Source organism: Pseudoduganella sp. SL102 (genome assembly GCF_027856995.1).
Taxonomy (GTDB): Bacteria; Pseudomonadota; Gammaproteobacteria; order Burkholderiales; family Burkholderiaceae_D; genus Rugamonas; species Rugamonas albidiflava.
In genome coordinates this window covers 1,451,500-1,475,885 of the sequence record NZ_CP115554.1, presented here as the reverse complement: position 1 = coordinate 1,475,885, position 24,386 = coordinate 1,451,500, and the positions used below count along the sequence as shown (strand labels likewise).

22 protein-coding genes are annotated in these 24,386 nt (G+C 66.1%); 7 read left to right on the top strand and 15 right to left on the bottom strand.

What is annotated here, in order from left to right:
- Nucleotides 1-42: 42 nt before the first annotated feature.
- The gene (locus OU994_RS06280; protein WP_131147671.1) at nt 43-528 is read left to right on the top strand and encodes a glutathione peroxidase; all 486 of its coding nucleotides are present in this window, start codon (nt 43-45) and stop codon (nt 526-528) included.
- A gap of 13 nt (nt 529-541) precedes the next feature.
- Here the strand turns inward: OU994_RS06280 and OU994_RS06275 are convergent, their stop codons facing one another.
- Nucleotides 542-2,035, bottom strand: a complete 1,494-nt coding sequence (locus OU994_RS06275) for an FAD-linked oxidase C-terminal domain-containing protein (RefSeq protein WP_281610051.1) — start codon at nt 2,033-2,035, stop codon at nt 542-544.
- 205 nt (nt 2,036-2,240) lie between these two features.
- On the opposite strand from OU994_RS06275, the gene OU994_RS06270 reads away from it, so the two are divergent.
- On the top strand, nt 2,241-2,795 hold the full coding sequence (locus tag OU994_RS06270; protein ID WP_131147673.1) for a cob(I)yrinic acid a,c-diamide adenosyltransferase: 555 nt from the start codon (nt 2,241-2,243) through the stop codon (nt 2,793-2,795).
- 37 nt (nt 2,796-2,832) lie between these two features.
- Here the strand turns inward: OU994_RS06270 and OU994_RS06265 are convergent, their stop codons facing one another.
- From OU994_RS06265 to OU994_RS06250, 4 genes are all read right to left on the bottom strand, one after another.
- Entirely contained in the window at nt 2,833-3,666 is an 834-nt protein-coding gene (locus OU994_RS06265) for a hypothetical protein (protein ID WP_281610050.1), read from the bottom strand.
- Between the two features lie 3 nt (nt 3,667-3,669).
- On the bottom strand, nt 3,670-4,398 hold the full coding sequence (locus tag OU994_RS06260; RefSeq protein WP_281610049.1) for a hypothetical protein: 729 nt from the start codon (nt 4,396-4,398) through the stop codon (nt 3,670-3,672).
- On the bottom strand, nt 4,395-5,567 hold the full coding sequence (locus tag OU994_RS06255; RefSeq protein ID WP_281610048.1) for an exo-alpha-sialidase: 1,173 nt from the start codon (nt 5,565-5,567) through the stop codon (nt 4,395-4,397). The genes OU994_RS06260 and OU994_RS06255 overlap by 4 nt, the downstream gene beginning before the upstream one ends.
- 259 nt (nt 5,568-5,826) lie before the next feature.
- Nucleotides 5,827-6,729 carry a LysR family transcriptional regulator gene (locus OU994_RS06250; RefSeq protein ID WP_281610047.1) on the bottom strand — a complete coding sequence of 301 codons (903 nt, stop codon included), beginning with the start codon at nt 6,727-6,729 and terminating at the stop codon, nt 5,827-5,829.
- Nucleotides 6,730-6,840: 111 nt separating this feature from the next.
- Here OU994_RS06250 and OU994_RS06245 point away from each other — a divergent pair, with 111 nt between their 5' ends.
- Complete coding sequence (locus tag OU994_RS06245) at nt 6,841-8,109, top strand: SGNH/GDSL hydrolase family protein (RefSeq protein WP_281610046.1); 1,269 nt, start codon at nt 6,841-6,843, stop codon at nt 8,107-8,109.
- 137 nt (nt 8,110-8,246) lie between these two features.
- Nucleotides 8,247-8,981: a PEP-CTERM sorting domain-containing protein gene (locus OU994_RS06240; protein ID WP_281610045.1), complete on the top strand. Its 735-nt coding sequence runs from the start codon at nt 8,247-8,249 to the stop codon at nt 8,979-8,981.
- A 124-nt stretch (nt 8,982-9,105) separates the two neighbouring features.
- Here OU994_RS06240 and dxs read toward each other — a convergent pair whose 3' ends face one another.
- The 3 genes from dxs to OU994_RS06225 are packed head-to-tail and all read right to left on the bottom strand — an operon-like array spanning nt 9,106 to nt 12,146.
- Nucleotides 9,106-10,977, bottom strand: a complete 1,872-nt coding sequence (gene dxs, locus OU994_RS06235) for a 1-deoxy-D-xylulose-5-phosphate synthase (RefSeq protein ID WP_281610044.1) — start codon at nt 10,975-10,977, stop codon at nt 9,106-9,108.
- A complete protein-coding gene (locus OU994_RS06230; protein WP_281610043.1) occupies nt 10,978-11,883 on the bottom strand; it encodes a polyprenyl synthetase family protein in 906 nt (301 codons plus the stop codon). It lies immediately after the preceding gene.
- A complete protein-coding gene (locus OU994_RS06225; protein ID WP_131147681.1) occupies nt 11,880-12,146 on the bottom strand; it encodes an exodeoxyribonuclease VII small subunit in 267 nt (88 codons plus the stop codon). The genes OU994_RS06230 and OU994_RS06225 overlap by 4 nt, the downstream gene beginning before the upstream one ends.
- Before the next feature lie 308 nt (nt 12,147-12,454).
- On the opposite strand from OU994_RS06225, the gene OU994_RS06220 reads away from it, so the two are divergent.
- The 3 genes from OU994_RS06220 (at nt 12,455) to OU994_RS06210 (ending at nt 15,415) form a co-directional block, all read left to right on the top strand.
- Entirely contained in the window at nt 12,455-13,555 is a 1,101-nt protein-coding gene (locus tag OU994_RS06220) for an aromatic ring-hydroxylating dioxygenase subunit alpha (RefSeq protein WP_281610042.1), read from the top strand.
- A gap of 73 nt (nt 13,556-13,628) precedes the next feature.
- Nucleotides 13,629-14,552 carry a DMT family transporter gene (locus tag OU994_RS06215; RefSeq protein WP_281610041.1) on the top strand — a complete coding sequence of 308 codons (924 nt, stop codon included), beginning with the start codon at nt 13,629-13,631 and terminating at the stop codon, nt 14,550-14,552.
- Nucleotides 14,553-14,560: 8 nt separating this feature from the next.
- On the top strand, nt 14,561-15,415 hold the full coding sequence (locus OU994_RS06210; RefSeq protein WP_281610040.1) for a sulfurtransferase: 855 nt from the start codon (nt 14,561-14,563) through the stop codon (nt 15,413-15,415).
- Nucleotides 15,416-15,436: 21 nt separating this feature from the next.
- Here the strand turns inward: OU994_RS06210 and OU994_RS06205 are convergent, their stop codons facing one another.
- From OU994_RS06205 to OU994_RS06175, 7 genes are all read right to left on the bottom strand, one after another.
- A complete protein-coding gene (locus tag OU994_RS06205) occupies nt 15,437-17,122 on the bottom strand; it encodes a subtype B tannase (protein ID WP_281610039.1) in 1,686 nt (561 codons plus the stop codon).
- Nucleotides 17,123-17,476: 354 nt separating this feature from the next.
- Entirely contained in the window at nt 17,477-18,022 is a 546-nt protein-coding gene (locus OU994_RS06200; RefSeq protein ID WP_281610038.1) for a hypothetical protein, read from the bottom strand.
- Between the two features lie 378 nt (nt 18,023-18,400).
- Nucleotides 18,401-20,113, bottom strand: a complete 1,713-nt coding sequence (locus tag OU994_RS06195) for an ABC-F family ATP-binding cassette domain-containing protein (RefSeq protein ID WP_281610037.1) — start codon at nt 20,111-20,113, stop codon at nt 18,401-18,403.
- A 257-nt stretch (nt 20,114-20,370) separates the two neighbouring features.
- Nucleotides 20,371-21,174 (bottom strand): hypothetical protein, encoded by an 804-nt coding sequence (locus OU994_RS06190; RefSeq protein ID WP_281610036.1) that lies wholly within the window; start codon nt 21,172-21,174, stop codon nt 20,371-20,373.
- Nucleotides 21,175-21,309: 135 nt separating this feature from the next.
- On the bottom strand, nt 21,310-22,122 hold the full coding sequence (locus OU994_RS06185; RefSeq protein WP_281610035.1) for a hypothetical protein: 813 nt from the start codon (nt 22,120-22,122) through the stop codon (nt 21,310-21,312).
- A gap of 128 nt (nt 22,123-22,250) precedes the next feature.
- Entirely contained in the window at nt 22,251-23,006 is a 756-nt protein-coding gene (locus OU994_RS06180; RefSeq protein WP_131147691.1) for a ZIP family metal transporter, read from the bottom strand.
- Between the two features lie 189 nt (nt 23,007-23,195).
- Nucleotides 23,196-24,071 (bottom strand): dienelactone hydrolase family protein, encoded by an 876-nt coding sequence (locus OU994_RS06175; RefSeq protein ID WP_281610034.1) that lies wholly within the window; start codon nt 24,069-24,071, stop codon nt 23,196-23,198.
- Between the last annotated feature and the right edge of the window lie 315 nt (nt 24,072-24,386).

Genomic DNA, 24,386 nt, shown 5'->3' with positions numbered 1-24,386 from the left:
CGAGCTGAGATGAGATGAGCCGCGCCGCCACGAGGAGACCATATGAACACCGTTTTTGATTTTTCCGCCGTCGGCCTGGCGGGGCAGCCCGTCAACCTGGGCCAGTACCAGGACAAGGTGCTGCTGATCGTGAACACGGCCAGCGCCTGCGGCTTCACGCCGCAGTACGCGGGCCTGGAAAAACTGTATGAACGCTTCCGCGAGCGGGGCTTCGAAGTGCTGGGCTTCCCCTGCAACCAGTTCGGTGCGCAGGAAAAAGGCACGCACGAGGAAATCGGCGCGTTCTGCGAAAAGAACTACGGCGTCACCTTCCCCCTGTTCGCCAAGATCGACGTGAATGGCGCGGAGGCGCACCCGCTGTTCCAGCACCTGAAGAAGACGGCACCCGGCGTGCTCGGCACCGAAGGCATCAAGTGGAACTTCACGAAGTTCCTGGTGCGCAGGGATGGCACCGTGGCGAAACGCTATGCGCCGGCCACCAAGCCGGACGACATCGCCGCCGATATCGAGGCACTGCTGGCCGGCTAGCCCTGCCGGCAAGTCAGAAGCGCGGAAGGTCCGGGTGCGGCAGCACGCCGCCCGTGACGCGCATGCGCCCGAACTCGGCGCAGCGCTGCAGCGTGGGGATGGCCTTGTTCGGATTCAGCAGCGCCGGCGGATCGAACGCGCGTTTCACGCCGAAGAACGCACCCAGCTCGGCCGCGCCGAACTGCACGCACATCGAATCGATCTTCTCGATGCCCACGCCGTGTTCGCCGGTGATCGTGCCGCCGACCGCCACGCACAGTGCCAGGATATCGGCGCCGAACGCTTCGGCGCGCACCAGTTCGTCCGGCACGTTGGCATCGAACAGGATCAGCGGATGCAGGTTGCCGTCGCCGGCATGGAAGACGTTGGCGCAGCGCAGGCCATACTTCACTTCCATCTGCGCGATACCGGCGAGCACCTGCGCCAGGTGCTTGCGCGGGATCGTGCCATCCATGCAGTAGTAATCGGGCGAGATGCGGCCGGCCGCCGGGAAGGCGTTCTTGCGGCCGGACCAGAACTTCAGCCGCTCGGCCTCGCTGTCCGACACCGCGATCGCGGTCGCGCCGGCCTCTCGCAGCACCGCTATCATGCGCGCGATCTCGTCTTCCACTTCCTCCGGCGTGCCGTCCGCTTCGCACAGCAGGATCGCCGCCGCGTCGAGATCGTAGCCGGCGTGGACGAACGGTTCGACCATCCGGGAAGAAGTCTGGTCCATCATTTCCAGCCCGGCCGGAATGATGCCGGCCGCGATCACGCGCGCCACCGCGTTGGCGCCGGTGACGATGTCGCCGAACGAGGCCATGATCACGCGCTGCACGGCGGGCCTGGGCACCAGTTTCACGGTGACTTCCGTGACGATGCCCAGCATGCCTTCGGAACCGATGAACACGGCCAGCAGGTCGAGCCCGGGCGCATCGGGCGCTTCGCTGCCCAGCTCGATGATGTCGCCGCCGATGGTGGCCACGCGCACGCGCAGCACGTTGTGCAGGGTCAGGCCATATTTCAGGCAATGCACGCCGCCGGAATTTTCCGCCACGTTGCCGCCGATGGTGCAGGCGATCTGCGACGAGGGATCGGGGGCGTAGTACAGGCCGAACGGCATGGCCGCCTCGGAGATGGCGAGGTTGCGCACGCCGGGCTGCACGACGGCCGTGCGCGCCTGGGCATCGAGCCGCACGATGCGGTTCAGCTTCGCGGTGGACAGCACCACCCCGTCGGCGATCGGCATCGCCCCGCCCGACAGCCCGGTGCCCGCGCCGCGCGGCACGATCGGCACATTCATGCGGCGGCATACTTCCAGCACGGCCACCACCTGCGCCTCGTTTTCGGGCAACGCCACGATCATCGGCGGCTGGCGGAACGCCGACAGGCCGTCGCATTCGTACGGGCGGGTATCTTCCAGGCGAAACAGCACACAGCCGTGTGGCAATACGGCACCCAGGGCTTGCGCAACCTCGCGCTGGCGGCTTTCACTGAACGGCGCTGCGCTGGCGGATGGCGTGGTCATGGGCCGATTGTAGGCCAAACGCCCCGCTTGTGCGCTTCAGGAAATGTTTCAGAAAAACCGGGGGCTTAGCCGGGTTTCGCGGAGCATGCTCCAAAAAACAGTGACAGGCGCCATTTTTCGGGAAATGTTTCAAAATAATCGGAGCCTGTCACCGGTTTTGCCGGCTGTGGCGTATGCTCCCACCTTTCATCCTACGGAGACGAGCATGGGCAACCGGTTATCGAAGATCGCGACCCGCACGGGCGACAATGGCACCACCGGCCTGGGCGATGGCAGCCGCACGCGCAAGGACAGCGTGCGCGTGCACGCCATGGGCGATGTCGATGAATTGAATTCGAACCTGGGCGTGCTGCTGTGCGAAGCGCTGCCGGACGAGCTGCGCGACGAGCTGGTGTCGATCCAGCACGACCTGTTCGACCTGGGCGGCGAACTGTGCATTCCCGGCTACCAGCTGATCAAGGAAGAGCACGTGGAGCGGCTCGATGCGCTGCTGGAGAAGTACAACGGCACCTTGCCGGCGCTGACGGAATTCATCCTGCCGGCCGGCTCGCGCGCCGCGGCGCTGGCGCATGTCTGCCGCACGGTATGCCGGCGCGCCGAGCGCAGCATCGTCACGCTGGGCAGCGAGGAAACCATCCACGACCACCCGCGCCAGTACGTCAACCGCCTGTCGGACCTGCTGTTCGTGCTGGCCCGCGTGCTGAACCGCTTTGCCGGCGGCAGCGACGTGCTGTGGCACCACGACCGGAAGCGCAGCTAAGTCGCTACCGCTGCCCGGCCGGGAACGTGCCGGGCGATCACTCCTTGCCGTTCGGGTGCAGTGCCAGGTAAGGCTCGGCGCCCGCGCCGGCGCTCAGCAGCCAGCCGGTCATCAGCAGGAACACCAGCAGCATCGCGAACAGCGTGCCCACGCGGCGGCGGTCGGCCGGGCCTTCGAAGATGGGCTGCTTGCCGTAGCCGATGCCGAGGAAGTAGGCGATGAATACCGTGGCCAGGTAGTGCACGGCGCCGAACATCTCGCCCAGCTCGCCCTTGCGCGGGTGGTCGATCACCAGGTGCGAAACCGCCACCAGCACGATGTAGATCACCGAGGCGGACAGCGGCGGCAGGTACAGGCCGAAGCGCTCGACGAAGTCGCGGATCGCCGGGCGCTTGCGGGCCAGCAGCGGCAGCACGATGTTGTGCGTGAGGCCGGCGATGGCGATCAGTTTCAGCAGGATCGTCTTGTGGATGCTGCCCTTCTCGCCGATCGCCAGGTTGTGCAGGTTGGTTTCACCCTGGCGGTTGTTCTGGGCGAAGTATTCCGGCGTGGTGACATTCAGGATGCGCTGGAACCAGCTGATCTCTTCCAGCGCGGCCAGCGCCACGATGCCGGCCAGGCCGGCCAGCGCCAGCAGCGGCAGGTCGATGCGCCGCCCACGCTGCCAGTGTTCCAGCGCGGCAAAGGCCAGCAGGCCGGACGTCACGGCGAAGCACAGGAACTGCATCCACTCGACGATACCGTCTTCCACCAGCAGGCGCTGCAGCTTGGCCGGGTCGCCGGACCATGCCATGGCAAGCCCCATCACGAAGACATTGACGAGGACCGCCACGGCGATCGCCGGGTGGATGTACCACTTGTTCTGAACCACGTATTACTCCCTTAGCGTTTGAAGTTGTTCGATGCCGGCCGCGCCCGCGGGCACCGGCTCGGCCGCCAGCAGCGGGGCTGGCTGCGGCGGCTGCAGCGGCGGCAATGCTGGCTGGACGGCCGGCACGCGCGCTCCCGCGGCCTGGCGCACGCCGGCGGCCACGGCCGAACCCAGCGCCCACATCCACAGCAGCGGATCGAGCAGCGCATCCCACAGGTTCCCCGTCGGCAGGCGCAGCAGCGCGTACAGCAGCAGGCCGGCCAGCAGGGCCAGCGCCGGCTGCAGCGCATGGCCGCGCCAGATGGCAAAGGCGCAAGCGGCGATCGCCGCGATGCCCAGCAGCGGCGCGCCCACCGCGCCAAAGCCGCCATGGTACAGGCCCAGCGCCAGCACGCCAAAGGTATCCAGGTACAACGCCGCGCCGCCCAGCGCCAGCGGCAGCGCCATCGCCAGCGGCAGCACCATGCGGGGCGCACTGCCCTGCCGCCGCCGCTCCAGCGCCACCAGGCTGAGGCCCACCAACAAGCCGCTCGGGTACTGGAAGGCCAGCGTCAGCCACCAGGCGGGCGACCAGGTGCCGGGCAGCGCGCTCAGTACCACCAGGCCGGCGGCCACCGCGCGCCAGTGGCGGCGGGCCACCTGCGGCACGCAAGCCGTCAGCAGGGCCACCAGCACCAGTGCCCACGCCACGTGTCCGTAGACGATCTGCAGGGCGAGATCGGGCAAGGTCATAACGGCTCCTTTCCAGGGGTGATGCGCAGCAGGTGATGGGCGATGGCCTGCCGCTGGTGGGTGTACGTGATGTGCAGCTGGTCACCCACCTGCTGCATGGTCGGGTAGGAAAACTCGTCGCCCGGCTTGCCGCTGACGATGTCCGCCAGCGGGCGCCAGGTACGCGCATCCGTCGACAGCGCCAGCGACAGCACGTTGCGGTCCGATCCGCCCGCCGCCACGTGGTTGTACAGCATCAGGAAATTGCCGCTGGACAGGCGCAACGCGGCCAGCGACGTGCTCTGGTTCGACAGCTGCGACGGCGCCAGGTCTTCCCAGCTGTTGCCGCCATCGCGGCTCAGCGCCTGCTGCACGCGCTGGCCTTCGCCGGCATCGCGCATCCAGGCCCGCACCTCGGTGGCCGAGACGGGCACGATGGCCGGCTGCAGCGACGAGGTGCCGCTGCCGATGCGGCCGATGCGGCGCGGTTCGCCGCCGGCGTCGAACGACATCAGCATCGGGTACTTGTTGCCGATCTCGAAATAGACGGGCAGCCACCAGCCGCCATCGGCCAAGGGCACCGCCGACGTGCGCACCAGCGTGCTCGTATTGAACAGCGGCGACAGCGGCAGCACGCGGCGCACCGTGAAGGTCGCGCCATCGTCGCGCGAGTGCATCTGGACGATGCGCGAGGCCGCCCAGCCGCCCAGGCCGGTGGCCACCACATACAGGTGCACCGTGCCGTCGGGCGCGGTCCAGGCCACCGGGTTGCCGATGCGGCGTACGCCGAAACCGAGCGCCTTGCCCAGCGATTCGCGGCTGGCCACCACCCAGTTATTGCTCCAGGTGCCGTTCGACCAGCGCGACGCGTAGACCTTCACATCCGGCCCGCTCTCGCGGCTGCCGGCCCACCAGAACGACAGCAGGTCGCCGCGTGGCAGTGCCGCCAGGGCGCTGGCATGCGCGGACGGCACGCCGGCCGGCATCGGGATGATCGAGCGGCTGACTTCGTTGATGGTGATGGCGGTCGGTGCGGTTACCGTGGTGCCGGCGACGGCGGGCTGCTCGGCCCGCTGTACACCGCCGGACCAGCGCAGTGCTTCCGCGGCGGCGGCACTCGCCAGCGCAATGATGCAGGCCAGCGCGACCAGCTTGCCGGTGCGCCGGACAGGTGGGCGTCCTGCTCCCATTCCGTCTCCGAAAAAGATGGACATGAGAACTGTTGACGTGTTTCCCTGCCCAGCATGAATACCGGCTTGTGCGCTTTGATCCGCGACAAGCTTCGACTTGGATTTTCGCCATGCGTTTTGCGCGGACGAAAGCCGGTATCCTACAGGAAAAACTAACGGAGGGGGTAAGTCAGCCGCTTGCCCGCCTGGGTAATTGTCATGCAGCGGGAGTTTGTTAAATAGGCGGAAATATTTCCATTGCCACTCTCGCCATACCGCGTCAGGCCACGCCGTCGAACCCGGGAAGTGCCGGCAGGCGCGCGCCGAGGAAGTCGATCAGGGCGCGCGCCCGCGCGCTGCGGTGGCGCCCGGCCAGCAGGTGTACTTCCTGCGGCGTGCCATGCCAGCCCGGCAGCACCGGCCGCAGCGTGCCGGCGTCCAGCAGGTCGCCCACCAGCCATGCCGGGCACAGCCCGATGCCGGCGCCCTGCGCGAGGCTGTCGCGGATCGCCAGCGCATGGTTCACGCGGTAGGGGCTTTTCACCGTCACCGCCACGCTGCGGCTGCCATCGTGCAGCGTGACCACGTCGCCGGCCAGCAGCCAGGCAAAGCGCACCTGCTCGTGTTGCGCAAGCTGGTCCGGCGTCCGCGGCGGCGCATGGCGCGCCAGGTATGCCGGCGCCGCCACCAGCAGCCGCGCCGATACCGCGACCTTGCGCGCCACCATGTCGCCCGGCAGGTCGCCGCCCAGCCGCAAGGCCACGTCGACGCCCTCTTCCACCAGGTCGACCATCCGGTCGTTCAAGATCAGTTCCAGTTCGATGGCCGGATGCAGTGCCAGGAATTCCAGCACCAGCGCGTTGAGGCGGAACTGCCCCAGCGCCACCGGGGCGCTGACACGCAGCGGGCCGCGCAGGGCCGCGCCGCCGCCGCGCGCCTCCGTGACAGCGGCATCGAACTCGGCCAGCAAACCGCGCGCCCGCTCATGGAAGCGCCGCCCCTCGGCGGTCGGCGCCAGGCTGGTGGTCGACCGTTCCAGCAGCCGCGCACCGACCTCGCGCTCCAGTGCCGCGATGACCTTGCTGACAGTCGGTTGCGTGATGCCCTCCTCGCGCGCCACCGCGGACAGGCTGCCCAGTTCCACGGCGCGAACGAAAAATTGCAGCGAGCGGATCGTATCCATGGCTCCCTCATTCCAGTCTGGAATGAATGATAGTCGATCTTGCCCCCTACCCAGCGTGAATGGAATGACCGAGCATAGCCTCTCCCGCCTATCCATCGACCAGGAGCCATCATGTTCACCATCCGATCCTTCAGCGCAGTCGTCCTTGCCGCCGCACTGGCAATGCCCGCCCACGCCGCGTCGGACTGGCAGGCCAGCTGGTACGCGGCGCCCCAGCCGGCCTGGGACCCTGCCTTCGCCCTGCCGACCAATGTGCCGGCCAGCGTTGCCGGCAGCACGGTGCGCGAGGTGCTGCGGCTCTCCACCGGCGGCAGCAGCGTGCGCGTCGTGCTGTCGAACCGCTATGGCGCGGTGCCGATGGCCGTTGGCGCGGTGCGTATTGCCCGCACGGCAGGTGGACCCGGCGCCACGTCCGCCATCGACACCGCCAGCAACCGGGCACTGACTTTTGCCGGCAGCACGGAGTTCACGATCCCGCCAGGCGGCACGGCAACCAGCGATCCTCTCGCGTTCCCGGTCGTGGCACTGGAACGCCTGACGGTATCGACCTGGTTCCCGGGCCCGGCACCACTGGCGACCTTCCACTGGGGCGCCCAGCAGACCGGCTACATCGAAGCCGGCAATGCCACGGCGGCGGCAACGCTGGACAAAGCGCAGCGTTTGCAGGGCCGCGCCTTCCTCGCCGCCGTCCACGTCGCCGGCCAGGGCGGCAGCATCGTGGCACTGGGCGATTCGATCACCGACGGCAATGGCTCGACACCGGACCGGCACCGCCGCTGGCCGGACCGGCTGGCCGAGCGGCTTGCGCCGCAAGGTATCGCCGTCGCCAATGCCGGGATTTCCGGCGCGCGGCTGCTGTCGTCGAAGATGGGGGTGAAGGCGATCGAACGGTTCGACGCGGACGTGCTGGAGCAGCCCGGCGTGACGGCCGTCGTCGTGCTGCTGGGGACAAACGATATCGGCTGGCCCGGCACCCCGTTCGCGCCGCAAGACCCGCCGATGACGGCGGAGCGGCTGGTCGACGGCTACCGCGCGCTGGTCGCCCGCGCCCATGCACGCGGCGTCCGGGTCATCGGCGGTACGCTGCCGCCATTCCGGGATGCGCTACCCGGCACGCCGTTCGAGGGGTACTGGACGCCGGCGAAGGAGGCGGTGCGCCGTGATGTGAACGCCTGGATCCGGACCAGTGGCGAATTCGACGCGGTGGCCGATTTCGATGCGGTGCTGCGCGATCCGGCCGATCCGGCGCGGCTGCTTCCCGCGTACGATTCGGGTGATCACCTGCATCCGGGCGATGCGGGATTCGCGGCGATGGCCCGGGCGGTTGCGGCGCTATCCACGCTGGATAACTGTCAACCACTCCTCGGTTGTGGTCCTTGAATCCTGGACCAACGCAATAAACCGTGAGTGCACGGCAATTAACTTTCGATTTGCAAGCATTATTATTTTTCAGCATGGATATTTATTACTTATTACATAATGATATTATTTAAATTTTATTATCATCGAGGACACCCATGCACCCATTGCGTTACACCCTCGCCATCATGGCGCTGGGAATCTCATTCCACGCCGCTGCCGCACCACGGGAAATAACCTTCTCTGCGGAGTTGGCCAACCTGACGAAAGATGGCAAACCGGTTTCGTCCGTTAAACTCGGCAGTGGTCCTACCTATTCCAACGGCTCCGTCGTAGCCGGAAAAATCAGCTATGACCTCCAGGGACCGGGCAATCAGGTGTGGCACAACGGCGACTCTCCCGAGCCCGTCTACTGGTGGGCTGACAGTATGCATGTACGAGGAGAATATGCTGTCGAGCTTGGAGACTTTGGGACCGTTGGAACCTGGCAACACAGCCCCTATTACTACGACGCGCAAATTAACATTGACAGTCGCGCCGACGGCGTATTTGTCAGGCTGAACAATGTGGGGATGAAAAATTTAAGCCTGACCTTCCAGGGCGCGGCACATTCTCTCGACAATGCAACCTATTTCAACGAAGTGCTCGACCGGATCTTCTTCGGTACTGGCTTCACGCTCACGCAAGCCAAGTACGACGCCGAATATTACCGGGAGACCGAATACGGTCATGTGCAATTCGACTGGGGTGCAGACCTGGTGATCGACGAATTCAATGGCGTAAGCCCCGTCCCGGAACCTTCGACCTGGGCGATGGCAGCGACCGGCTTGTTCCTCATCGGTGCGGTGGCACGGCGCCGCAAGGCAAGCGAAACGAAACGGCTCGCGGCCTGAGGTCGGCCATGCACCAGGTGCGCAATCGACGGGCGCCGGATCGCGTGCGTCGATGTTTGCCGCAGGTGCGGTAAAAACAAAAAAGCGGCGCAATGCGCCGCTTTTCATTTGCCCCTCAGCCGGATCAGCCGTTGCTGACCACCAGCCGCGGTTCGCCGCCGAAGAAGCGGGTCTTGATCGATTTGGCGATACCGTCGGCATCCAGGCCCACGCTGGCCAGCAGCTTGGCCGGGTCGCCGTGGTCGATGAACTGGTCGGGCAGGCCCAGGATCAGCAGGGGCTTGGCGATGCCCGCCTCGGCCAGCGCCTCGGCCACGGCGGCGCCGGCGCCACCCATCGTGCAGCCCTCTTCCACCGTGACCAGGTAGTCGTGCGATGCGGCCAGTTCCTTCACCAGCTCCACGTCCAGCGGTTTCACGAAGCGCATGTTGGCCACCGTGGCATTGATGCCCTCGGCCGCCTTGAGCGACGGCGCCACCATCGCGCCGAACGCCATGATCGCCACGCGTTCGCCCTGGCGGCGCAGTTCGCCCTTGCCCAGGTCGATGGTGGTCAGTTCCGGTGCAATGGCCGCGCCGATGCCGGCACCGCGCGGGTAGCGCACGGCGGCCGGGCCGGGATACTGGTAGGCGGTGGTCAGCATCTGGCGGCATTCGTTCTCGTCCGATGCGGCCATCACCACCATGTTCGGGATGCAGCGCAGGTAGGCCAGGTCGTAATTGCCGGCGTGCGTGGCGCCATCGGCGCCCACCAGGCCGGCGCGGTCCAGCGCGAACGTCACGTCCAGGTTCTGCAGCGCCACGTCGTGGATCAATTGGTCGTAGGCGCGCTGCAGGAAGGTCGAATAGATCGCCACCACCGGCTTCATGCCTTCGCAGGCAAGGCCGCCGGCGAAGGTGACGGAGTGCTGCTCGGCGATGCCCACGTCGAAGTAGCGCTTCGGATATTCGGCATGGAAGCGCACCATGCCCGAACCTTCGCGCATCGCCGGCGTGATGCCGACCAGGCGCTCGTCCTGCGCCGCCATGTCGCACAGCCAGTTGCCGAACACCTCGGTGTACGTCATCTTGGCCGGCGCCGTGGCGGGCTTGATGCCTTCGGCCGGGTTGAACTTGCCGGTGCCGTGATACAGGATCGGTTCCGCCTCGGCCAGTTTGTAGCCCTGCCCTTTTTTCGTGACCACGTGGAGGAACTGCGGGCCCTTCAGGTTGCGGATGTTCTGCAGCGTGGGGATCAGCGAATCGAGGTCGTGGCCATCGATCGGGCCGATGTAGTTGAAGCCGAACTCCTCGAACATGGTGGCCGGTACCACCATGCCCTTGGCATGTTCTTCCAGCTTCTTCGCCAGCTCCAGCATCGGCGCCGGCAGCACCGACTTGCCGACGTTCTTCGCGGCCGCGTAGAACTGGCCGGACATCAGCCGCGCCAGGTAGCGGTTCAGCGCACCCACCGGCGGCGAGATCGACATGTCGTTGTCGTTCAGGATCACCAGCAGGTTGCAGTCTTCTTCCACGCCGGCGTTGTTCAGCGCCTCGAACGCCATGCCGGCCGTCATCGAGCCGTCGCCGATCACGGCGATCGCGTGGCGCTGTTCGCCCTTGATCTTGGCGGCCAGCGCCATGCCCAGCGCGGCGGAGATCGACGTGGACGAGTGGGCGGTGCCGAACGTGTCGTATTCGCTTTCCACGCGGCGCGGGAAACCGGAGATGCCGTCGAGCTGGCGCAGCGTGTGGAACTGATCGCGCCGGCCCGTGAGGATCTTGTGCGTGTAGGTCTGGTGGCCCACGTCCCACACGATGCGGTCGTGCGGCGTGTTGAAGACATAATGCAATGCCACGGTCAGTTCGACGGTACCGAGATTGGACGACAGGTGGCCGCCCGTCTTCGACACGGAATCGAGCAGGAAGCTGCGCAGTTCGTTGGCCAGCGGTGCCAGCTGGTGGCGCGGCAGCTTGCGCAGGTCGGCCGGGTTGTTGATGGTTTGAAGCAGGTTCATTTATGCCTTCCGCTGCACGATCAGGTCCGCGAGTTCGCGCAGGCGCTGTGCGCCGTCGCCAAAGGCGCCAAGCGCCGCGTGGGCGTCGCGCCGCAATTGTTCGGCCAGGGCGACGGATTCGTCGAGCCCGAGGATCGAGACGTAGGTGGGTTTGTTGTCGGCGGCATCCTTGCCGGCCGTCTTGCCGAGGGTCGCCGAATCGGCGGTGGCGTCGAGCACGTCGTCGACGACCTGGAAGGCCAGGCCGATCGCGCGGCTGTACGCATGCAGTGCTTCCAGTTCGGTCGCTGACAGGTCCTTGCCGGCCAGCGCGCCCAGCACCACGGAGGCACGCAGTAGCGCGCCCGTCTTCAGCTGGTGCATGCGCTCCAGCTGTTCCAGCGTCAGCGCCAGGCCCACGCTGTCCAGGTCGATCGCCTGGCCGCCGCACATGCCGGCCGAACCCGCCGCGTCGGCCAGCAGCCGCACCATGGCCAGCAGGCGCGCCGGCGGAACACCCTCCGCACCGGCCAGCACCGTGAACGCCTGCGATTGCAGGGCATCGCCGACCAGCAGCGCGGTTGCTTCATCGTAGGCCACGTGCACCGTGGGTTTGCCGCGGCGCAGGTCGTCGTCGTCCATGCACGGCATGTCGTCGTGCACCAGTGAGTACGCATGGATCATTTCCACGGCCGCCGCCGCACGCGACAGTGTCGGCGCATCGGCACCGAACAGGGCACCGGCCGCGTAGACCAGCAGCGGGCGCACGCGCTTGCCGCCGCCCAGCAATGCATACCGCATTGCTTCGTGCAGTTTCGCGGGTTCGGCGGTGTCGGCCGGTAAATACGCGGACATGTCCGCTTCCATGCCTTGCTGGATGCCACGCATCCAGTCCTGGAACGTGACGGCGTCGGGTGCGAACGTCATTGCCCGCCCTCGTCGCTGTCGGCGAAGGGCTTGAGCATGTCGCCTTCCAGGATCTTCACCTGCGATTCCACTTTTTCCAGCTGGGCGGCGCAGTACTTCACCAGTTCCGAACCGCGTGCGTAGGCCGCGACCGACGCCTCCAGCGGCAGTTGGCCGGATTCCATCTGCGTGACGAGCTGCGCCAGCTCGGCCATGGCCTCTTCGAAGGAGGCAGGCGCGGGGGCAGGCGCGGCATTCTCACCGCTGTTAATTTTATTGACCATGTCTTGATTTTGACTCAGTGCTGGAGTTTAGCCCGTTATTTTAGAACAAAGTGTCCCGCACGGTCCAAAATGACAACCCGGCCGGGCGTGCCATGTTGCAATTGCGGCCAGGGCGGCACCCCTGTTTGGCGAAAGGGCGCACAATGCCGGTCGCATCGGGGGTGAAACGAAGATTTATCGGCAGTATCACGCCGTTCACGCTATAATCTCCGGTTCTGTCCGAAACACCCGTTCTCATACTCTGAATTCAGGTCTTTGCGGATTCTGTCTCTTCTTGGTTTGCAGTACTTTAATTAAGGGGGGTTGGGATGTCCGATCTGGGTACCCACGCCAGGCTGGCGCGTTCGCACGCGCAACTTCCGGTCCACGTCTACTTTGACGAAGCGCTACTGCAGCGTGAAATGCAGCAATTGTTTCAGAACGGCCCACGCTACGTGGGCCATGAACTGATGGTGCCGAACGTCGGCGACTTCACCACGCTCGCCTCGGAGAACGAAGGGCGCATGCTGGTCCGCAATGCCCAGGGTATCGAACTGCTGTCGAACGTCTGCCGGCACCGCCAGGCATTGATGTTCAACGGACGCGGCAATGCCAACACGATCGTCTGTCCCCTGCACCGCTGGACCTACGACCTGAAGGGCGAGCTGATCGGCGCACCGCATTTCCCCGAGACGCCGTGCCTGAACCTGCCCAAGGCGCCGCTGCAAAGCTGGAACGGCCTGTTGTTCGAGCAGAACGGCTACAACGTGATGGACAAGCTGAAGGACATGTCCGTCACGAAGGACCTGGACTTCACCGGCTACATGCTCGATCACGTGGAAGTGCACCATTGCGACTACAACTGGAAGACCTTCATCGAGGTCTACCTCGAGGATTACCACGTGGAGCCGTTCCACCCCGGCCTGGGCGGCTTTGTTTCCTGTGACGACCTGCGCTGGGAATTCGGCGCCGATTACTCGGTGCAGACGGTGGGCGTGAACCGCGGCCTGAAGAAATCCGGTTCGGACGTGTACCAGCGCTGGCATGAACAGGTGCTCAAGTTCCGCAACGGCGAAGCACCGCCGTTCGGCGCGATCTGGCTGACGCTGTATCCGAACATCATGGTCGAGTGGTATCCGCACGTGCTGGTGGTGTCGACCCTGTGGCCGGAAGGCCCGAACCGCACCAAGAACGTGGTGGAGTTCTACTACCCCGAAGAGATCGTGCTGTTCGAGCGCGAGTTCGTGGACGCGGAACGCGCCGCCTACATGGAAACGGCGGTCGAGGATGACGAGATCGCGCTGCGCATGGATGCCGGCCGCAAGATCCTGCTGGACCGGGGCACCACGGACGCGGGGCCGTACCAGAGCCCGATGGAAGACGGCATGCAGCACTTCCACGAATGGTACCGAAGTAAAATCGCCGTATAAATAAAACACAACGAGGGGACAGATCCGGATCGCAACGGACTGTCCCCTCGATCATTTGAACAGAAGGAATGCAATGCAATCGCTGTGGATGTTGTTCGCCAGTTTCCTGTTCGCCGCCATGGGCGTGTGCGTGAAGCTGGCCTCGGATATGTTCTCCACCTCGGAGATCGTGATGTACCGCGGCATCGTCGGCGTGACCGTGCTGCTGGTGCTGATCCGCCTGCAGGGCGGCACATTGAAGACGCGCTTTGCAATGGGCCACCTGTGGCGCAGCGTAGTGGGCGTGATCTCCCTGTGGCTGTGGTTCTACTCGATCGCCAAGCTGCCGCTGGCCACGGCGATGACCCTGAACTACCTGTCGCCGATCTGGATCGCCGTGTGGCTGTTCGCGCATGGCTGGTGGCAGGCGAAGAACCAGGTGGCATGGCCGCTGCTGGTGGCGGTGGGCATGAGCTTTGTCGGCGTCGTGCTGCTGCTGCAGCCGGCGTTCCAGTCCGACCAGCTGGTGTATGCGCTGATCGCGATTTTCTCGTCGATCCTCACGGCGGTGGCCTACATGCAGGTGCGCAAGCTGGGCCTGGCCGGGGAGCCGGAAAACCGCGTGGTGTTCTATTTCGCCGTGTCGAACGTGGTGGCCGGCCTGCTCGGCACCGTGGCCGAAGCGGGTGGCGGCCCGGTCGTGTTCCACTCGCTGAACAGCGAATATGGTTTCCTGCTGCTGCTCGGCATCGGCCTGTTCGCCACCGCCGCGCAAATTTCGATGACGCGCGCCTACCGCCTGGGCAACACGCTGGTGGTCGCCAACCTGCAATACACCGGCATCGTGTTTTCCAGTATCTGGGGCGTGCTCGTGTTTGCCGACTCGTTCGACTGGCACAGCTGGCTGGGCATCGGCATCATCCTCGCCTCGGGCAGTGCCGCCACGTTCTACAATACCCGGAACACCGAGCGCGGCAAGGCCGTTGCTTCGACCGACCCTATCGCCAGCGAAGTTTGAGGAGCCCCATGCACACTACCCTGATCGACGCCGCCACCCTGGCCCGCCATGCCGCCGACCCGAAATGGGTCATCCTGGATTGCCGCCACGATTTGCTGAACCCGGCCTTCGGCCGCGAAGCATTTGCCGCCGGCCACATCCCGGGCGCGCAATTCGCCAGCATCGACGATGACCTGTCCGGCCCGAAGACCGGCACCGGCAGCACCTTCCGCGGCCGGCATCCGCTGCCGGAGCGCGCGGCGCTGGTCCAGGCGCTGCGCCGCTTCGGCATCGACGACGACAGCCAGGTGGTGGCCTACGACGCCCAGGGCGGCATGTATGCCGCGCGGCTGTGGTGGCTGCTGCGCTGGATCGGCCATGAAGCGGTGGCCGTGCTCGATGGCGGCTTGCCGGCATGGCAGGCCGCGGGCCAGCCCGTGACGGCGGATCTGGCGCCGCAACGGACCGCCGGCGGCATCGCCGAGCGGCCGTCGCTGATGCGCACGGTGTCGGTGGACGACGTGGTGGCCAACCTGGACACCGGCGCATTCACCGTGGTCGATGCCCGCGCCAGCGACCGCTTCCGCGGCGAGAATGAAACCATCGATCCGGTCGGCGGCCACATCCCCGGCGCGAAGAACCGCTTCTTCAAGGACAACCTGGCGCCCGATGGCAAGTTCAAGCCGGCCGCGCAGCTGAAGGACGAGTTCGCGCCGCTGTTTGCCTCCCCGGCCGCCGCGGTGATGCAGTGCGGCTCCGGCGTGACTGCCTGCCACAACCTGCTGGCGCTGGAAGTGGCCGGCCTGCCGGGGGCCGCGCTGTACCCGGGCTCGTGGTCGGAGTGGTGCGCGGCGCCCGAGCGGCCGGTGGCGACCGGGGCCTGAGTCCAACGGCGAGCCAGGCGCCTACAGGCCCTTTGCCGCGGCGGCCTTCAGCGCCTGCGCGATCCACGCCATCGCTTCCGGCACATCGTAGTTGCCGGCGTGCGGCTGGTTCCACGCCAGCCGGTAGTTCACTTCCTGCACGTTCGGGTCGGCCTGCAATGCACGCGCGAGGTTGATCGACACGGTAAATGCCGTGTCGCGGTCGCGCGTACCGTGCCGCACGTACCAGTAAGGCGCCGTGTCGGCGCCGCTGCTGCCGCCCGTGCCGATGTAGGCCATCGGATTGACCAGCTTCACCTGCGTCATGATGGGCGTCGCCGCCAGGCTGAAATGCCGGCTGCCGGTGATGCCGGTATCGTCGTAGCCGATGCCGTCGCCGTGCGCGTCGTTGTTGTCCCAGCCGTACTCGGTGAAGTTGCTGTACTTCTGGCTGTCCGTGCCGAACAGGTTCGATTCGCCGCTGGCGGCGGTGACCGACATGCCGGTCTGGTCGAACGCCGGCGCCGCCTTCAGCGTGGCTTGCGTGGCCACGAACTTCAGGTATTTCTCCATGTCGAGCGACACCACTTTCCTGGCGCCGTTGTCGACATCGAGCCAGTCGTTGATATAGGACTTCGCGGCGCCGGCGCTGGTGTAGGGCATCGCCTCGCCCAGGTCGGGGATGGTGCCGCCGGCCGCCATGTAGACCTCGGCCGAGCGGATCACTTCCTGGCGTATCTGGTCCATCATGTTGTCGGCCGTCAGGGCCGCGCCGCCGCTATTGGCCAGCTTCAGGCCCTGCTGGTAGGCGGAAAATTTCGCCGCCAGCTGCGCACTGCCCGACGGGTTCGGATTGCGCCCCACCGCGGCACGCGTGCCGAACGCGGTGTACAGCCATTCATAGTGCAGGTCGGCGTTGCCCAGGTCCGTGATCGGGCAATACGCATTGATGGCCAGGACATCGTCGCGCAGCGTGCTCTGGCCGCTGGCGTCAATGCCGGCTGCGCCCACCGAAGCCAGGTAAGGCAGGTAGTCAGCGCTGTTGCCGGATGCGCCGATGATCGACGACAGCGCGCCGCCGCCGCTGGTGCCGTTCACCACGATGCGGCTCGCGCTGCCGGGCATGCGCGCATCGTTCAGGCGAAGGTAGCGGATCGCCGCCTTGGCGTCGACCACGGGCGCAGGTGCCTTGCCGGGCCAGCTGCCGTCGGCCGCTGCCACGCCGCGGCTGCGCGTGGCCACGTCGATGAACACGTAGCCCGCCTTCAGTGCCGCGCCCACATGGCTGGTGGCGCTGTCGAAGCTGGCGCCATCGGCCACGCTGGCCCTGATATAGCTGGCAAACCAGCCGCTGTTGTTGACGGCGAAGTACAGCGCCGTATCGTTGCTGGCCGCCGCGCTTTCCGGCACGAAGATGTTCATGCTCTGGTAGCCGCATGCCGTGTTGGCGATCGTGGTGCTGCTGCCGTTGAGGGCCGTCTGCGTGGCCGCCATCGCCACCGGCTTCGCCACGTAGCACACCTCCCTGTACCAGCGCACCGGCACCTGCGCGCCATCGATGGTGACGTTGATGGTGGTGTACTTCGCGCTGTCGAAAACCAGCGCGCTGTCGGAAACGCCGACGGCCGCCGCCGCGTTACTGTCGTTGCCGGAGCCGCAGGCGGCCAGCGCCAGCAGCAGCGATGCGCCGAGCGCGCAAGCCTTCAGTGTCGTGTTTTTTTGATGCATGGAGTCTCCTGGTTGTGAATGGTGGACGAACGCGGGCACACGCCGCCGGAGTGCGGAGAGGCGGAGTGCAAGACGAGAACGGTGAATCGGGAAAGCCGCGGGCAGGTGGCGCGGCACGCGCGCACCTGCTAGGCCGGCGGCGGGATCGAAGCGATGTGGTGGGACTGCGGTGTCATGATTGTCTCCTCGCGGCGGCCGGGCGGGGCAGGTTCAGCGCAGGCATCGCGCTGCTGCGGGGGCCCGGCAATGTCGAGGAAAGTATAGGTGGGCCACGCGGGGCCGGGAGTGCGTTTCGCTGCTTGAAGCGTGCTTTTTACTTATCGGGGTGGCATGCCGGCCGGCCCGCGGATCGGTTCAGCTACCACATCCACCGCCGCCACAGCCGCCGCCGCAACTGCTGCCGCAGCCGCCACCACCGCCGCTGTCGCTACCGTTCGCGGCAAGTTCGATAGCGCTGTTCGCGGCCTCGTCGGCGGCGCGGCCAGCGCCATTTCTCTCGGCCCTGCGGCGGCATTGCAGGCGCCACCACTCATGGTGGCCCTTTGCGATCAGGCCGGCGGCGAGCAGGAAATCCGGCTCCGTCCCCGGCTCGACGCGCCCTTCCCCCGCCGGGCGTCCGTGCCGGTCCAGAGGCGAGTGAAGCATCCAGTTTCCCCGTGCTTCGTAGCCAAAGCCCGCCGGCATGCGCAGCATGCGGTCGGTGGCGAACAGGCGCGGCACGCCGGGGCCGGCCAGGTCGAGTCCATCGAGCCTGCGTGCCATGACCAGCGAGGTTGCCATCGGCAACGCCATGCCTCCGGCCATGCCGGCTGCCTCGACATGGGGAATCCGCTGGCCGAAGTGCCGCTCGCAGAAGGCGTCCAGCGAAGCTGGCGAGTAGCGCAGCCAGGCGTGCCACACCGAGTCCGCCGCCTTCGACGGCAAGGCGCACGGCCGGTTGCTGCGCTTGACGCACTCGAAGAAAATGAGCAGCGCATCGGCGGCACGGGCATAAAAAAAGGCATCCCGTGGGATGCCTTGGAATTCGCCGTGCGCGGTGCGCGATCAGTACTCGTAGAGTTTCGGCGGCAAGTCGCGCAAGGCCTTGCGCCGCGGTGAAGTGATGCGAAGCGTGGCTGCACGCGCAGCCGTCAGTGCATGGGACAGTGTGTTCAGCATGTGCGACTCCGTGGTTGTGATGGTGCCGTCATTGTCGAAGCCATGCCGGCCCTGCGCCATGACAGGGCCGAAGCAAGCGCCCTGTATCACGTGATCGGCGTCAAGCAACGTCCAGCCGGCTCACAACCCGAGTGCCCGCGCCAGCGCCGCCATCTCTGCTCGCCAGCGCTGCTGGCTGGCCGGTTTCTGGTGGCGCGGCTTGCGGGCCAGGTCTTCGGCCAGCAAGGCCTCGAGATCGCACAGCCGTTCCAGCAGGCCGTCCGCATCGCATGCCAGCTCCCGGACCGCATCGGCCAAGGGCGCGGCGGCGGTAGCGGAAGGCGGCGCCGCGCCCAGCCGCGCGAACGCATCGGCCGCATCCTGCCACTGCTCCAGCCGCCCTTCGTGCACCACCCAGTAGCGGTTGCAGCACCGTTCGATCAGCTCGCGGTCGTGCGACACCAGCAGGCAGCCGCCCTCGAACGCCTTCAACGCCTCGGCCAGTTCCAGCTTGCCGTCGATGTCCAGGTGATTGGTCGGCTCGTCCAGCATCAGCAGGTGGTGGCTGGCCAGCGACAGGCCCAGGAACAGCAGGCGCGCACGCTCGCCGCCGGACAGCGTGTCGACCTGCTGGCCGTGCCGCGCATAGGGAAAGCCGGCCTTCACGAGCGCCTGGCGGAACACGGTGTCGCTGCGGGCGCCTTCCGGCGCGAACGGATACAGCGCATCGGCCAGCGTGGCGTCGCCGGCCAGCTGGCGCAGGCCCTGGTCGTAGTAGCCGATGCCGGCGGCGGGATGCAGCCGCAAGCCAGGGACTTCGGCCTGCTGCCGGTATGCCGCCCAGCACAGCCGCAGCAGCGACGACTTGCCGGCACCGTTCGCGCCGAGCAGCGCCACCCGCTCGCCGGCGCGGATCACGCCATGCGGCGCGTGGAACAGCGGCGCCATGCCGGGCGCGGGGCTGACCGGCACATCGTCCAGCGCCAGCAGCGCATCGGCGGCCAGCGCCCTGCCCCGCAACGCCAGCTTCCACGGTGCGCCGTGGGTGACGAACGACTGCTCTTCCTTCAACCGGTCGACGCGCCGCTGCATGGTCTTGGCCTTGCGTGCCAGGTCTTCGTTATCGTACGTCCTGCCCCAGATGGCCAGCCGCTTGCTGCTGGCGGCCAGCCGGTCGATTTCCTTTTGCTCGGCGGCGTGGCGCGTGGCTGCGGCGCCATCCTGTTCGGCCAGCGCGGCACGCGCCGCGCCGCATGGCAGGTCGAAGTGATACAGCCGGCGGTCGCGCAGGATCCAGCTTTTGCTGGTGGCGTTGTCCAGCAGCCGGGCATCGTGCGACACCAGCACGAACGCGCCGCGCCAGCCGGACAGGAAGCGCTCCAGCCACAGCAGCGACGGCAGGTCGAGGTGGTTGCTCGGCTCGTCGAGCAGCAGCACGTTGGGCTCGTGCAGCAGCGCGCGGCCCAGCAGCAGCCGCGTGTGCTGGCCGCCGGACAGCGTGTCCACCGCTTGCGCGGCAGTGGCGGCCAGGCCCAGTTCATCGAGCAGCGTATCGACCCGCCACGGGCTGCCGGGTGCGGCTTGCGCCAGTACGCCGCGTACCGTGAGCCCGGCCAGTCCATCCGGCAGGTGCTGTTCGACATGCTGGAGGCGGCAGGCGCGCGCGACGTGGATCGTGCCGGCCGCCGGTTCGGCGCTGCCGGACAACAGACCGAGCAGCGTGCTCTTGCCGCAGCCGTTATGGCCGAGCAGGCCGATGCGGTCGCCGGCGTGGAGGGTAAAGGACAGGTCGTGGAACAGCGAACCGTGGTTCGTTTCCAGGGAGAGGGATTGGGCGGTGATCAGGGTCGTCATGGCAATTGTCTTTTGTAGGGACGTGAACAGTCCCGTTAGCAAAAGCGCCAACGACAACGGATGAGCCGGGAGCCGACTCGAAAGATGGGTGCTGGGTGTGCTCCGGCCCGGTTATCGCGGCGCGATCAAAAGGCAAGAGCCGGCAGTTGTGCCAAACATGCGCGCGCCCGGCAGGACGCACGACAGATGATGCTGCATATTTACCTCCTTTCTTGTCTGGTCGAGCACATTGTCATAACGATTATATCGAAACTTCTTCAGTCGCCACCGCCGCAGCCGCCGCCGCAACTGCTGCCGCAACCGCTGCCATCGCTGCCGCCGGAGTCGCTGCCGCCGGAGTCGCCGCTGCCAAAGTCGCAGGCCAGGTCGAAGTCCACGCCGCTGCCGGCAGTCCCCCCATTGCTCGCCGTCGAGCAGGCATGCAGCCACCGGTCGTACTCGCCCTGTGCGATCAGGCCGGCGGCGAGGAGGAAGTCCGGCTCTGTTGCGGGATGCACCCGGGTACGCTGCGATGTCCGCCCATGCGGGTCCATGTGCGACAGGACCATCCGGCTACCCTGCACCTGCCAGGCATGGCCTTGCGGCATGCCCAGCGCGCGGTCGGTGGCAAACAGGCGCGGCACCCTTGGGCCGGCCAGGTCGAGGCCGTCCAGCGTGCGCGCCGTGACCAGCGTCATGGCGATCGGCAGTGCCATGCCGCCGGACATGTCGACCGCTTCGACATGGGGAATGCGCTGGCCGAAGTGGCGCTCGCAGAATGCGTCCAGCGAGGCGGGCGAGTAGCTCAGCCAGGCGTGCCAGACCGAGTCCGCGGCCTTGGAAGGCAAGGCGCAAGGGCGGTTGCTGCGCCGGACGCATTCGAAGAAATCCAGCAGCGCGTTCGCGGCACGGAGGTAGAAAAAGGGATGGCGAGGGATGCCATTGAATTCGAAGTGCGCCGTGCGCGCCCAGTGTTCGTAGAGTTCCGGCGGAATGTCGCGCAGGGCCTTGCGGTGGCGCGACGTGAGGCGCAGCCAGGTGGTCCGCGCGACGTCGAAAGTTCCCGGATGATGGTTCACCATGTGGTACCTCCCCGATTGTTGTCCTTATTGTTGCCGTTATTGTTGAAGTCATGCCCGCTGCGTGTCCTGAAGGGGCCGTGGCGCGCCCCCCGTGAGGCCTGATCGTCGTCGACCCGCGCTGGGGCGGCCTGCAATTCAGTCACCACCGCCACCTCCGCAGCCACCTCCGCAACCGCTGCCGCAGCTTCCGCCGCAACTGCTGCCGCACTGGCTTCCGCAACTGCTGCCATCGTCGCAGCCTGCGCCGTCCGCCGCCGCGCCCCCGGTCGGGCCGTCTCCCGGGCGATAGTCGCCGCCCCATCGGTAAAGCTTCCGGAACCGTTCGTAATCGGTCCGCGTGATCAGGCCGGCGGCGAGCAGGGATGACGGATCCGTGGCGCGGAGCGGGCCAGCTGGCTGCGCCCGCCCCCGCGCGTCGATCTGCGCCCAGGTCATCTGGGCACCGTTGTAGTCATAGGCAAAGCCGCCCGGCATGCGCAACGCACGATCCGTGCGGAACAAGCGCGGCACATTGGGGCCGGCAAGGGCCAGTCCGTCCTGCCTGCGCGCCTCGACAAGGGTGCGCGCAATCGCCCTTGCCATGCCACCGCTCATCGCGGCGGCTTCCACATGGGGGATGCGGGTGCGGAAATGCCGTTCGCAAAAATCGTCCAGCGAGGCCGGAGAGTAGCGCAGCCATGCGTGCCAGACCGAGTCCGCCGCTTTCGACGGCAATCCGCAAGGCCGGGAAGTGCTGGCGACACAGTCGAAGAAAGTCAGCAGCGCCTCGGCCGCACGGGCGTAAAAAAAGGCATCCCGAGGGATGCCTTTGAATTCGAGGTGCGCCGTGCGCGACCAGTAATCGTAGAGTTCCGGGGGCATGTCGCCCAACATTTCCCGGTGCGGCGACATGAGGCGAAGACGTTTGGCGCGCGCGGTTTTCAGGGTTCGTGACAGGGTGTCCAGCATGTATCGGCCTCCTTCGTTGTTGTTTTTGTTGGAGTCATGCTGGCACAGTTTTGTGACGGGAATGTGACAGGGAATGTGACAGGGAATGTGACAGGGAATGTGACACGCAATGCATCCTGCCGTGCCGCTTATCCGTGCCGCCCCGCCGTGAGGAACAGCACGATGCACACGCCCAGCGCAATCAGGATCACCTGGGGCACGGTTTCCTTCATCGTCGCGCGGCGCTGCATTTGCGGCATGAGGTCGCCCACGGCGATGTAGAGGAAGCCGGACGATGCGAACACGAGCACATAGGGAATCAGGTCGCTGGCGCGGTCGAGCGTGAAATAGCCCAGCAGGCCGCCGGCCACCGACAGCAGGCTGCACAGCAGGTTGTAGAAATACGCCCGCGCCCGCGAAAAACCGGCATTGAGCAGCACGATGAAGTCGCCGATCTCCTGCGGGATTTCATGCGCGATGATGGCCACGGCGGCAACGATGCCCAGGTGCGGGTCGGCCAGGAAGGCGGCGGCGATCAGGATGCCGTCCGTGAAGTTGTGCATGCCGTCGCCGACCAGGATCATCCAGCCGGCGCGGCCGGCTTCGTGCTTGTCGTGGCCATGCGCGTGGTGGTGGCCGTCGCCCTCGTGGTGGTGCGAATGGCGCAGGATCGCCAGCTTTTCCAGCATGAAGAATGTCAGCAGGCCGGCCAGCAGCGTGGCGAACAGCGTGCGCGGGTCGGCGTGCGACTCGAAGGCTTCCGGCAGCGCATGCAGCAGCGACGTGGACAGCATGATGCCCACCGACAGGCTGACCATTCGTTCGACGACCCGCGACAGCAGCGTAAACGAAAACAGCGCCGCCGCCGAGATGCTGGCAACGCCGGCAAGCGTGGTGGCCAGCAGAATGGAAATGAGTACCGGATCGATTTTGGAGCCTCTCGTGCGCTTTACAGCGCGCGTTGCTCCGGGGTCCGGGCAGCGCGCAAACCGGACATTTTACCGTCCAGCTCGCGCTTCTGCTGAAAATACAGTATCAATAAGCGGACAAGCAGAGAAAAACCAGCGAAAAACCGGACGAAAAACAGCCCGGAATCAGGCCACGCCGTGCTGCTTGAACCAGTCCAGCGCGCGCTTCCAGCCATCCTTCGCATCCGCTTCCACGTAGCTGGGGCGGTAGTCGGCATGGAAGGCGTGGCCGGAATTGTCATAGATGACGAACGTGGAACCGGATTTCCCCTTGGCCAGTTCGGTTTTCATCTTTTCCACCGAGTCCAGCGGAATGCCGGTGTCCTTGGCGCCGTACAGGCCCAGGACCGGCGTCTTCAGCGCGGCAGCCACGTCGACAGGATGCTTGGGCGTATTGGGAGTGGCTTCCCCTAGTAACCTCCCGTACCAGGCCACCCCGGCCTTGACGGCCGGGTTGTGCACGGCATACAGCCACGTAATGCGGCCGCCCCAGCAAAAGCCGGTGATGCCCAGCTTGTCCGCCGCGCCGCCGTTCTGCCCGGCCCAGGCCACGATGGCGTCGAGGTCCTTGAACACCTGGATGTCCGGCGTCTTGCTGATGATGTTCTTTTGCAGGTCGGCGATCGAGGCTTCCTTCTGCGGATCGCCCTGGCGTGCGAACAGGTTCGGCGCCAGCGCCAGGTAGCCCTGCTTGGCAAAACGGCGCGCCACGTCGGCGATGTGTTCATGGACGCCGAAGATTTCCGAGATCACCAGGATTACCGGCAAGCCGGTCTTGCCCGCGGGCTGGGCACGATAGACCGGCACCGGGTAACCGTCGACGGTAACGTTCACCGTGCCGGCGGTCAGGCCATCGGTCTCGGTCTTCACCACGGTCTCGGCGCTGACGGGCAGCACGGCGGCGGCGAACCCCGTGCCGAGCGCCGCCTTCAGCAGGTCGCGGCGGCTGATGCCTTCCGCTTCGCCGATGAGGCTGGCGGCATCGTTGTGCAGGTCATTCATGGATTCTCCAGGAGGTGGTTTGTCGGAAATTGAAACACAATGGTAGTGAAAAGCCAACTATTAATGGAAACCGGTGTCTGACGCTAATGCCGTTAAGTTAAGCGATACTTGATATACGAAAGCGCATGCATTCACCCCAACAGCGAAGGGCTGGGGTCAGACCCGGCGGGTCTGACCCCGGAATTTGCACTTGGGGTGGCTTATCTAAGCGGCATTACTGTCTGGCGCCATTTTCCTAACGAAAAATAGTGTGAGATACCGGCTTGACGGCGCGCGACGTGGACAAGGATGTCCGGTTCGCGGAAGCGCCTGAAA